Genomic DNA, 11,058 nt, shown 5'->3' on the forward strand with positions numbered 1-11,058 from the left:
CTGTCTCCTGGAAACGTTGATGTTCAAGTGCGCGATTATCGTTCGCGCTAACGGCGGCTTGCTGCGGCATGGCCGGCCTGCTCGCGCCAGGCCAGCAGCTCGTTGCCCACCAGGGCCGCAAGCACCAGCCCGCCACCGAGCAAGGCAGCCGACGAAGGCTGCTCGCCCGCCCACAGCCAGGCCCAGAGCACGCCAAAGATCACCTCCAGCTGGGCCAGCAAGGCCACCTCGGGGCCGGACAGCACCCGCGTCAGGTGCACCACCAGCAAGCAAGGCAGGGCCAGCTGAAACGCGCCCAAGCTGGCGAGCAATCCGACGTCATGCCACGATGCCTGCAGCGGCCAAGCGAGCGGCAGCATACACAAAGCCGAGATCAGCGCACCGATCAGCACCGCCAAGGGCATGTCCGAGGCCGTCGACGTGGCAGGCGCATCGCCCGCCACCTGGCGCCCGGCATGCTGCATCAGGGACCAGTTGATGGCCGAGGCCATGGGCACGCCCAAGGCCACCACGATGCCCAGCCAAGCCAGAGGTGCTGTGGCCTGAGGCCCATCGCCGCCCTGCCCCATTTCGTGGCCGAACATCCAGGCGATGCCGAGGCTGGCCACGAGAATGGCCAGCCAGGTCCGCGCCGGCAGCCGGTGGTGCAGAAACACCCGCGCCAGCAAGGCGGTCAGCAAAGGGCTGAGCGCCATGGTCACCAGCACATTAGCCACCGTGGTCAGGCTGAGCGCCAGCATGAAGGCAGTGAACATCACCGCCCAGCACAGGCCCGAGGCCCAGACCATGCGCGGCGCCTGGCGCAGCTGAGCCAACAGCGCGGGCCCACGCAGCCAAGCCAAGCCGATCAGCAAAGCCAGGGCATTGAAGGCACTGCGCCAGAAGGTCAGCTCGAAGCCACGCGCCGCCTCCAGATGGCGCGTGACCACCCCCCCCGTGCTCCACAGCAGGGTGACCAGCACCATCAGAACCACAGCCTTGCGATGTGTCACGGCAGATGAATTGAGAGCGCCCCTGAGAGGGGCGCGGGCAACAGACTGACTGGAGCCCTCCTCTCGGAGGAGGGCTGCGCCCGGACTGAAACAGTCCTGAGGACTGTTTCAGCCTGGCAAAGGCCAGGTTCTCTGGCCCTGGCTGGGAGGAGCACAGTGAACTCGCTGGAGCGAGCTTCTCGCGCTTAGGAGCGCGAAGCTCGCTTGCGCTCGTTCTCGGTCAGGAAGCGCTTGCGCAGGCGCACGCTCTTGGGCGTGATTTCGACCAGCTCGTCGTCGTCGATGAAGTCCACGCCGTATTCCAGGGTCAGGTCGATCGGCGGGGTGATCTTGATCGCGTCTTCCTTGCCGCTGACGCGGAAGTTGGTCAGCTGCTTGGTTCGGGTGGCGTTGACAACCAGGTCGTTGTCACGGCTGTGGATGCCGACGATCATGCCTTCGTAGACCGGATCGTTGGGCTTAACGAACATGCGGCCGCGATCATCCAGCTTACCCAGGGCGTAGGTGAAGATTTCGCCTTCGTCCATGGAGATCAGCACGCCGTTCTTGCGGCCACCGATTTCGCCCTTGTGAGCTTCGTAGCCGTCGAAGATCGAAGAGATCAGGCCCGAACCACGGGTCAAGTTCATGAACTCGTTGGAGAAACCGATCAGGCCACGGGCCGGGATACGGTATTCCAGGCGCACGCGGCCATGGCCGTCCGGCTCCATGTTCAGCATTTCACCCTTGCGCAGACCCAGGGCCTGCATCACGCCGCCTTGGTGGGCTTCTTCCACGTCGGCCGTCACCAGCTCCATCGGCTCGCACTTCACGCCGTCGATGTCCTGGAACATCACGCGCGGCTTGGACACGGCCAGCTCATAGCCTTCACGGCGCATGTTTTCCAGCAGGATGGTCAGGTGCAGTTCGCCGCGGCCACAGACTTCGAAGATGCCGTCTTCGTCGGTTTCCTTCACGCGCAGAGCCACGTTGTGCTGCAGTTCCTTCTGCAGGCGGTCCCAGATCTGGCGGCTGGTCACGAACTTGCCTTCACGGCCGGCCAGGGGCGAGGTGTTGACGCAGAAATTCATGGTCAGCGTCGGCTCGTCCACCTTCAGCATGGGCAGCGGGCTGGGGTTGGCCGGGTCGGTCACGGTCACGCCGATGCCGATGTCCTCGATGCCGTTGATCAGCACGATGTTGCCGGGGCCGGCTTCGGTCACTTGCACGCGGTCCAGACCTTGGAAGGTCAGCACCTGGTTGATGCGGCCGTTGACGGACTTGCCGTCCGGGCCTTCCATCACGGCCACTTGCATGCCGGGCTTGATGGTGCCTTGGCTGATGCGGCCCACGCCGATGCGGCCGACAAAGGTCGAGAAGTCCAGGGCCGAGATCTGCAGCTGCAGCGGGGCGGCCGGGTCACCCGATTGCGCGGGCACATGCTTGAGCACGGTGTTGAACAGGGCGGACATGTCCGGACCCCACTGCTCACCGGGCTTGCCCTCTTCCAGCGAGGTCCAGCCGTTGATGCCCGAGGCGTACACGACCGGGAAGTCCAACTGCTCATCGGTGGCGCCCAGCTTGTCGAACAGGTCGAAGGCAGCGTTGATCACGGCATCCGGCTTGGCTCCGGGCTTGTCCACCTTGTTGACCACGACGATGGGCTTCAGACCCAGGGCCAGGGCCTTCTTGGTCACGAAGCGGGTCTGGGGCATCGGGCCTTCTTGGGCGTCGATCAGCAGCACCACACCGTCCACCATGCTCAGTGCGCGCTCGACTTCACCGCCGAAGTCCGCGTGTCCGGGGGTGTCGACGATGTTGATGTGGGTGCCTTCCCAGGACACGGCGCAGTTCTTGGCCAGGATCGTGATGCCGCGCTCACGTTCGATGGCGTTGTTGTCCATCACCGTGTCGACGACTTTTTCGTGGTCGGCGAAGGTGCCGCTTTGGCGCAGCAATTGGTCGACCATGGTGGTTTTGCCATGGTCAACGTGGGCGATGATGGCGATGTTACGAATCTGCTTGCTCATACGACACTTTCAAAAAATTCTGGACTTCAGGCGGCTGGTGTACCCATGAGGCTTTGCACCTCGGCGGGACTCAGCAGCCGGTCGGCGATCAGCTCGCCGGCCTGGACATGGGCGCTGCCTAGAAAGGCTTGCGGCTCGGGGCCGTAGACCCGCACATGCGGGGCATCGGCAGCGGCAACGCGGCGCCGCAGACCGGTGAGAAAGCGGGCGGCTTCGTCGCTGCTCAAACGCAGCTCGGGCCAGTCCGCCAACAAAGAGTCGGGTGGGCGCAGCAAGGCCTCGCGCTCGCTTTCGGTCAGCGCTGCCAGGGCGTCCAGGCTGATGGCCTGTTCCACCGACACCGGCCCTGAAGCGGTGCGACGCAGCGCACTCAATCGCGCGCCACAACCCAGCAAGCGACCCAGGTCTTCCGCCAGGGTGCGCACATAGGTGCCCTTGCTGCAGCGCACGGCAATCACCAGTTCATCATCCTGCCAATGCAGGATGTCGAGCGCGTGAATGGTGACCTGACGCGATGGGCGCTCGATGGTGATGCCGGCGCGGGCGTACTCGTACAGGGGCCGGCCTTCATGCTTGAGGGCCGAGTACATCGGCGGCACCTGGGTGATCTCGCCGCGCAGTTGGGCGCAAGCGGCCTCGATCTGTTCGCGGCTCAGCTTCACCGGGTGGCGCTCCAGCACCTCGCCTTCACCGTCGCCGGTGGTGGTGATCTCACCGAGCTTGAGGGTGGCGGTGTAGGCCTTGTCGGCATCCAGGCTGACCTGGCTGAACTTGGTGCCGGCACCGAAGCACAGCGGCAGCAGGCCGGTGGCCAGCGGGTCCAGCGTGCCGGTATGGCCGGCCTTTTCCGCCCGCAGCAGCCATTTGGCCTTTTGCAGCGCGTCGTTGCTGGACAGACCCAGCGGCTTGTCAAGCAGCAGCACGCCGTGCAGGGCACGGCGCGGTGTCTTGACGCGCTGGGGACGGGTGTTCATGGTGGACAAAGAATCAGGGCTTCTCGAAGTTCACTCGGCGCGGTCGGTGGGCTTGCTCGCTTCCGCGGCAGCGTCGCCCTCAGCGGGCGCCTCGTCATCGAGGGCGCGCGTGGCATTGGCCTTGTGGATCAGCGCGCTCAACTCGGCCGCGCGCTCGATGCTGCGGTCGTAGTGGAAGTGCAAGCTGGGCACGGTGTGGATCTGCAGGCGCTTGAACAGGCCGTTGCGCAGAAAACCGGCGGCTTCGTTCAAGGCTTCCGCGGTTTCGGTCGGATCGCCGACCAGCACCGAGAAGAACACCTTCGCATGCGCGTAGTCGGGCGTCACCTCGACGGCATTGACCGTGGCCATGCCGATACGGGGATCCTTGAGCTCGCGGATCAGCTCGGCCAGATCGCGCTGGATCTGGTCGGCCACGCGGAAGCTGCGGTTGGGGATGACTCGTTTGTGTCGCATCTCGGACTGCTCCTGTGCTGAGACTGCAGGCGGCGCCCCTCACAAACACAAACCCCGCCACTCTCGGGAGGGCGGGGTTTGCGCCGGTTGGGGCAACTCCGCTTTACAGCGTTCGCGCCACTTCCTTGACCTCGAAGAATTCCAGCTGATCGCCCTCGGCGATGTCGCTGTAGTTCTTCAGCTTGATACCGCACTCGAAGCCTTCGCGGACTTCGCGCACATCGTCCTTCATGCGCTTGAGCGTGTCGATCTCGCCGGTGTAGATCACCACGTTGTCGCGCAGCAGGCGGAAGCGTGCCGAACGGTTGACCACGCCCGAGGTGACCATACAGCCGGCAATGGTGCCGATCTTGGTCGCCACGAACACGGTGCGGATCTCGGCCATGCCGATGACTTCCTCGCGCTGCTCAGGAGCCAGCATGCCGGTCATCGCTGCCTTCACCTCATCCACGGCGTCGTAAATGATGTTGTAGTAGCGCAGATCGACGGCATTGCCTTCGGCCAGCTTGCGCGCACCGGCATCAGCCCGCACGTTGAAGCCAATGATGACGGCCTTGGAGGCGATCGCCAGGTTGACGTCCGACTCGCTGATGCCACCGACGGCGGCGTGCACGATCTGCACCTTGACTTCGGCGGTCGACAGCTTGAGCAGCGAAGAAGCCAGGGCTTCCTGCGAACCTTGCACATCGCTCTTGATGATGATGCCCAGGGTCTGCACATCGCCGGCACCCATGTTCTCGAACATGTTTTCCAGCTTGGCGGCTTGCTGACGCGACAGCTTGACGTCACGGTACTTGCCCGAACGGAAGGTGGCGATTTCACGGGCACGGCGTTCATCCGACAGCACCATGAACTCATCACCGGCCTGCGGCACTTCGGTCAGGCCCTGAATTTCCACCGGGATGGAAGGACCGGCTTCGGTCGCTGCCTTGCCGTCTTCGTCCAGCATAGCGCGCACGCGGCCATAGGTCGAACCGGCCAGCACCACATCGCCACGCTTGAGCGTACCGCTCTGCACCAGCACCGTGGCCACAGGGCCGCGGCCCTTGTCCAGCTTGGCTTCGATCACCAGACCCTTGGCCATGGAGGCCACCGGGGCCTTGAGTTCCAGCACTTCGGCTTGCAGCAGCACTTGCTCCAGCAGGCTGTCCATGCCCTCGCCCGTCTTGGCCGAGACCGGCACAAAGGGGGTGTCGCCGCCGAAGTCTTCCGGCACGACGCCTTCGGCCACCAGCTCGCCCTTCAGGCGTTCGATGTTGGCGCCTTGCTTGTCGATCTTGTTCATGGCCACGACCATGGGCACGCCCGCAGCCTTGGCATGGTGGATCGCTTCCTTGGTCTGGGGCATCACGCCGTCGTCCGCCGCCACCACCAGGATGACGATGTCGGTGGCGGTGGCGCCACGGGCACGCATGGCCGTGAAGGCCGCGTGACCCGGGGTGTCCAGGAAGGTGATCACGCCGCGCGGGGTTTCCACGTGGTAGGCACCGATGTGCTGCGTGATGCCGCCGGCTTCACCCGCGGCCACACGGGCACGGCGGATGTAGTCCAGCAGCGAGGTCTTGCCGTGGTCGACGTGACCCATGACGGTGACCACCGGTGCGCGGGGCAGCGCTTCGTGCTGCTGCTCGGCGCCAGCGCCCTCTTCTTCCAGGAAGGCATCGGGATCGTCCAGCTTGGCGGCAAAGGCCTTGTGGCCCATTTCTTCCACCAAGATCATGGCGGTTTCCTGATCCAGCTGCTGGTTGATGGTGACCATCTGGCCCAGCTTCATCAACTGTTTGATGACCTCAGAGGCCTTGATGGACATCTTGTGCGCCAGATCGGCCACCGAGATGGTTTCCGGCACATGCACCTCTTGCACCACCTGCTCCGCCGGGGCGACGAAGGTCGAGGTGCTGCTGCCACGGCGATCGGCGCCGCGGTCATTGCCGCGACGGCCAGCCGGGCCGCTGCGACCCGGCGCACGCCAGGCCGAGGACGGACGCGCACCGCCCGGAGCGGCCGGGCCGCTGGGCTTGGCGCCACGCTTCTTGGCATCGTCGGCCCAGCTGGACGACAGCTTTTCCGACTTGACCGACTTCTTGTCGCCCGGCTTGGCAGCACCGGCCGTGGCGGCGCCCGGCGCGGCAGGCGCGCCCGGGGTGCCCGGCTTCTTGTGGATGGTGCCCTTGATGCCTTCCTTGCTGGCTTCGACCGGCTTGGGCTCTTCCTTCTTCGCGACCATCACCTTCTTCGGTGCATTCATCATCGCGCGGATGGCAGCCGCCTCGGCCTCGGCGGCCTTGCGGCGGCGCTCCAGATCGACCTGTTTTTGCTTCTCTTCGGCGCCGACGTCCACGGCCTTGACCACGCGCAGGGCGGGCTTGGGCGCTTCAGCGGGAGCGGCTGGTGCAGCGGCGGCGACCGGGGCAGCCGCAGGGGCCTCCACCGGCGCTGCAGCGACCGGAGCCGGTGCGGGTGCAGCCACCGGAGCGGGTGCCGGCGCACGAGCAGCGGCAGCGGCGCGGTTGATGGCGGCAGCTTCCTTGGCAGCGGCTTCGGCCGTCTGGCGCGGGGCCTTGGCCTTGGCAGCCAGCTTGGCGGCCGCGGCTTCTTCAGCAGCGCGGGCGGCGGCTTCTTCAGCGGCACGGGCTTCTGCTGCAGCTTGTTCGGCCTTTTCCTTGCGGCGTTGCTCTTCGGCTTCGCGGGCGCGGGCTTCGGCTTCTTCGCGTTCCTTCACGCGGGCAGCCAGCTCCTGCTCTTGCTGGCGCAGGGCGGCAGCTTGAGCTTGGGCTTCTTCCTCGCGGCGGTGCAGTTCCGCTTCCTCGGCGGCAGCCGTGGCGGCGTCATCGACACCGGTGGCGTCGTCGCGCTTGACGAAGGTGCGCTTCTTGCGCACTTCGACCTGGATGGTGCGGGCTTTGCCGCTGGCATCGGCCTGCTTGATTTCGCTGGTCGACTTGCGGGTCAGCGTGATCTTCTTGCGATCGGCGCCGCCGGTACCGTGCGCGGTGCGCAGGTAATCGAGCAGACGTTCCTTGTCGGCTTCATTGAGCGCGTCATCGGGAGAAGACGTCTTGACGCCCGCAGCTTGCAGCTGCTCAAGCAGCGTGCTCGCAGGCCTATTAAGCTCTGCGGCGAACTGGGCGACGGTAGTCACAGCCATTGTTGGATCCTTAACTTATGCGTTCGGTGCTGGGCGAATGATTGGGCAATGCCGAGAGGCTGAATCGCCTCAGGCGTTGAACCAATGTTCGCGGGCCTTCATGATCAGAGCGCGGGCCGCACCCTCATCCATACCGGCCAATTCAACGAGCTCGTCGACGGCCAGGTCGGCCAGGTCGTCGCGAGTGTGGATGTCGCCATCCGCGAGCTTGGCGACCAGATCGGGCGTCATGCCTTCCAGGTCGCGCAGGTCTTGGGAAACTTCCTCGACCTTTTCTTCGCGGGCGATTTCCATGGTCAACAAGGCATCCTTGGCCCGGGTGCGCAATTCATTGACCGTGTCCTCGTCGAAGGCCTCAACTTCCAGCATTTCCTGCATAGGCACGTAGGCCACTTCTTCCAGGCTGGTAAAACCCTCGGCGATCAAAATATCGGCCACTTCGGCATCGACATCGAGCTTCTCGATGAAGAGCTTGCGGACCGATTCCGATTCCTGCTCATGCTTCACAGCCGATTCCTCGGCCGACATGATGTTGATGCGCCAGCCGGTCAGCTCGGAAGCGAGCCGCACGTTCTGGCCGCCACGGCCGATGGCGATGGCGAGATTTTCCTCGTCGACCACCACGTCCATGGCATGACGTTCTTCGTCCACCACAATGGACTGCACATTGGCTGGTGCCAGAGCACCGATCACAAACTGAGCCGGATCTTCCGACCACAGCACGATGTCCACGCGCTCGCCGGCCAGCTCATTGGTCACGCCGTTGACGCGCGAACCGCGCACGCCGACGCAGGTACCGATGGGGTCGACACGCTTGTCGTGCGAGAGCACGGCCAGCTTGGCGCGCGAGCCGGCGTCACGCGCGCAGCTCTTGATCTCCAGCAGGCCTTGTTCGATCTCAGGCACTTCCTGGGCGAACAATTCCTTCATGAACTCGGGGCTCGAGCGCGACAGCATGATCTGCGGGCCGCGCTGGGTCGGGTCCACGCCCAGGATCACGGCACGCACGCGGTCCCCGGTGCGCAGGTTTTCCTTGGGGATCATTTCCGAGCGCTTCAGGCGGCCTTCGATGCGGCCCGACTCGGCAATGATGTCGCCCTTGTCCAGGCGCTTGACGGTGCCAACGAAGATCTGCTCGCCGCGAGCCAGGAAGTCGTTCAGCAGCTGTTCACGCTCGGCGTCACGGATCTTCTGCAGGATGACCTGCTTGGCCGCTTGCGCACCGATACGGCCGATGGGCACGGATTCGATGGGCTCTTCGATATGGTCTTCCACCTCGATGTCAGGGATTTGCTCCTGGGCTTCGAACAGCAGGATTTCCGCATCGGGGTTTTGCAGGCCGGCCTCGTTGGGCACGACGTGCCAACGGCGGAATGTCTCGTACGCGCCGGAATCCCGGTCAATCGAAACGCGAATGTCGGCCTCGCCGCCACACAGCTTCTTGGTGGCCGAAGCCAGGGCGGCCTCGACCGCACCAAACACCACATCGAGCTCCACGCTCTTCTCGCGCGAAATCGCGTCCACCAGCATCAACAGTTCGCGGTTCATTGATCAGGACCTCCGTCAACCTTGTCATCCTTGCGTGCGGGCTTGGCGCGCGGCGGCTTCTTGGCCGGCGCGGGCTTCACACCACGACCCTTGAAGCTCACCACGGGCACCAGGCGGGCCTCGCGCACTTCTTCAAGAGAAAAATCCAGTGCCTGTTCGGCACCACCTTCACTGAACACCAGACGCCAGGCCTGGGTGTCGGCAAATGCAGCCAGCACGGCCAACGCTGCTGCCGGCTCGATCACGGCCACGCCATCAGGCGCAACCAGGGGGAACGGGTGGGCCAGCGGCTCGCCACCCTCGACCGGCTGCTGGGTCAGCACACCCTTGTATTTCTTGCGGCCTTGGAAAGGCATGCGCAGCGTGATTTCGATTTCCTCGCCGAGGAAGCGCGCATAGTCTTGCGGCTTCTTCAGGGGTCGATCGAGACCGGGCGATGACACTTCCAGGCGTTCGTAGGCGCAGCCTTCCACTTCCAGCAAATACTGCAATTGGCGCGTCACACGCTCGCAGTCATCCACGCTGATCAAGGCACCGGTCAGCGCCTCGGCGGGCAGTTTGTCGATGTACACGCGCAGCAAGCCCCCCGGACTGCGCTCGCAGTCCACCAGGTCGTAACCCAAACCGGTCACGGTTTTCTCAACAGCGTCTTGCCAATTCATGCGTGGTCTATCTTCGTTTCTCTCGCGGAGGCTGATCCGTACGGCGATTTCAAAAAGGACACGGAACGATCAAGCAAAAAAAATGGGCTGGATGAATCCGCCCATGTTCTTACAGCGCTGAAAACCGGCCTGCACTCCCTCACGAAGCACCCGCCTGTCGCACTGCCCGACCAGCTTATGAGATCCGGATCCGCCCCACTTGAACCACGCCTCATGACGTCGCCGCAAGCTGCCGCACCACAAACCCCCAGCTCGCCAGCCTCGCACTGTGCCTGCACTTGAAGCCAAGTCGCAAGCCGGTGTTTTTGCTAACAAACCGTCCGCCGTGTCCAACAGCGAAGCCGGGATTGTACTATGCAAGCACCATGCCTACAAGCGCGCAGCTTGCGAAGAGGCATTGGCATGCGAAAATCCCACGCTGATTTCAAACCTAGGAGCCACACATGGGATTTCTCGCAGGCAAGCGATTGCTGATCACGGGCGTGCTGTCCAACCGATCCATCGCTTATGGCATTGCAAAAGCCTGCCACCGGGAGGGTGCGGAACTGGCCTTCAGTTACCAAGGCGAGCGTTTCAAGGACCGCATCACCGAGTTTGCCGCCGAGTTTGATTCCAAACTGGTGTTTGATTGCGATGTATCCGACGACGCACAAATTGAAGCCCTGTTCAATCAATTGGGCGAGGCCTGGCCCGAGTTTGACGGCTTTGTGCATTCCATCGGTTTTGCCCCGCGCGAAGCGATCGCCGGCGATTTTCTCGATGGCCTGACGCGCGAGAATTTCCGCATCGCCCACGACATCTCGGCCTACAGCTTCCCGGCCATGGCCAAGCTGGCCGCCCCGCGCCTGCGCCCCGGCGCTGCGCTGCTGACCCTGTCCTACCTGGGTGCCGCACGCTTTGTGCCCAACTACAACACCATGGGCCTGGCCAAGGCCTCGCTGGAAGCCAGCGTGCGCTACCTGGCCCACTCCCTGGGCGCCAAGGGCGTGCGGGTCAACGGCATCTCGGCCGGCCCAATCAAGACCCTGGCCGCCTCCGGTATCAAGGACTTCGGCAAGCTGCTCAGCCAATTCGCCGCCAGCACCCCGATCCGCCGCAATGTGACGATCGAGGATGTCGGCAATGTGGCCGCCTTCCTGCTATCCGACCTGGCCGCCGGCGTCAGCGCCGAAATCACCTATGTGGACGGCGGCTTCAGCCATGTGGCGCTGAGCGAAGGCTGAGCCCTTCTCTCGGCAGCACGTGCCGGCCGAGCTCTCGGCTGGCAGC

8 protein-coding genes are annotated in these 11,058 nt (G+C 64.2%); 1 reads left to right on the plus strand and 7 read right to left on the minus strand.

The genetic code is table 11. The features are described 5' to 3' along the window. Positions 1-47: 47 nt before the first annotated feature. The 7 genes from OOB33_RS17070 to rimP all read right to left on the minus strand — a co-directional run bounded on the left by OOB33_RS17070 (position 48) and on the right by rimP (position 9,789). Positions 48-992, minus strand: a complete 945-nt coding sequence (locus OOB33_RS17070) for a DMT family transporter (RefSeq protein WP_271009550.1) — start codon at positions 990-992, stop codon at positions 48-50. Positions 993-1,177: 185 nt separating this feature from the next. Next, entirely contained in the window at positions 1,178-3,001 is a 1,824-nt protein-coding gene (gene typA / locus OOB33_RS17075) for a translational GTPase TypA (RefSeq protein WP_271009551.1), read from the minus strand. Between the two features lie 26 nt (positions 3,002-3,027). Next, positions 3,028-3,975, minus strand: coding sequence for a tRNA pseudouridine(55) synthase TruB (truB, locus tag OOB33_RS17080; protein ID WP_171828834.1), 948 nt, complete (start codon positions 3,973-3,975; stop codon positions 3,028-3,030). A gap of 30 nt (positions 3,976-4,005) precedes the next feature. After that, on the minus strand, positions 4,006-4,431 hold the full coding sequence (gene rbfA / locus OOB33_RS17085; protein ID WP_102766793.1) for a 30S ribosome-binding factor RbfA: 426 nt from the start codon (positions 4,429-4,431) through the stop codon (positions 4,006-4,008). 103 nt (positions 4,432-4,534) lie between these two features. Continuing rightward, positions 4,535-7,579, minus strand: a complete 3,045-nt coding sequence (gene infB / locus OOB33_RS17090) for a translation initiation factor IF-2 (protein WP_102766794.1) — start codon at positions 7,577-7,579, stop codon at positions 4,535-4,537. 69 nt (positions 7,580-7,648) lie between these two features. After that, positions 7,649-9,127: a transcription termination factor NusA gene (gene nusA, locus OOB33_RS17095; protein ID WP_102766795.1), complete on the minus strand. Its 1,479-nt coding sequence runs from the start codon at positions 9,125-9,127 to the stop codon at positions 7,649-7,651. Then, a complete protein-coding gene (gene rimP / locus OOB33_RS17100; RefSeq protein WP_271009552.1) occupies positions 9,124-9,789 on the minus strand; it encodes a ribosome maturation factor RimP in 666 nt (221 codons plus the stop codon). Before rimP ends, nusA begins: the two co-directional genes overlap by 4 nt. Positions 9,790-10,232: 443 nt before the next feature. On the opposite strand from rimP, the gene fabI reads away from it, so the two are divergent. Next, positions 10,233-11,012, plus strand: a complete 780-nt coding sequence (gene fabI / locus OOB33_RS17105; RefSeq protein ID WP_171828832.1) for an enoyl-ACP reductase FabI — start codon at positions 10,233-10,235, stop codon at positions 11,010-11,012. Positions 11,013-11,058: the final 46 nt, after the last annotated feature.

It is taken from the genome of Paucibacter sp. B51 (assembly GCF_027863535.1).
Taxonomy (GTDB): domain Bacteria; phylum Pseudomonadota; class Gammaproteobacteria; order Burkholderiales; family Burkholderiaceae_C; genus Paucibacter_A; species Paucibacter_A aquatilis.

Excerpts from the sequence above, each read along its gene's own strand:
- infB (WP_102766794.1), bottom strand. The coding sequence starts at position 7,579 with ATGGCTGTGACTACCGTCGCCCAGTTCGCCGCAGAGCTTAATAGGCCT.
- rbfA (WP_102766793.1), bottom strand. The coding sequence starts at position 4,431 with ATGCGACACAAACGAGTCATCCCCAACCGCAGCTTCCGCGTGGCCGAC.
- nusA (WP_102766795.1), bottom strand. The coding sequence starts at position 9,127 with ATGAACCGCGAACTGTTGATGCTGGTGGACGCGATTTCGCGCGAGAAG.
- fabI (WP_171828832.1), top strand. The coding sequence starts at position 10,233 with ATGGGATTTCTCGCAGGCAAGCGATTGCTGATCACGGGCGTGCTGTCC.
- typA (WP_271009551.1), bottom strand. The coding sequence starts at position 3,001 with ATGAGCAAGCAGATTCGTAACATCGCCATCATCGCCCACGTTGACCAT.
- truB (WP_171828834.1), bottom strand. The coding sequence starts at position 3,975 with ATGAACACCCGTCCCCAGCGCGTCAAGACACCGCGCCGTGCCCTGCAC.
- rimP (WP_271009552.1), bottom strand. The coding sequence starts at position 9,789 with ATGAATTGGCAAGACGCTGTTGAGAAAACCGTGACCGGTTTGGGTTAC.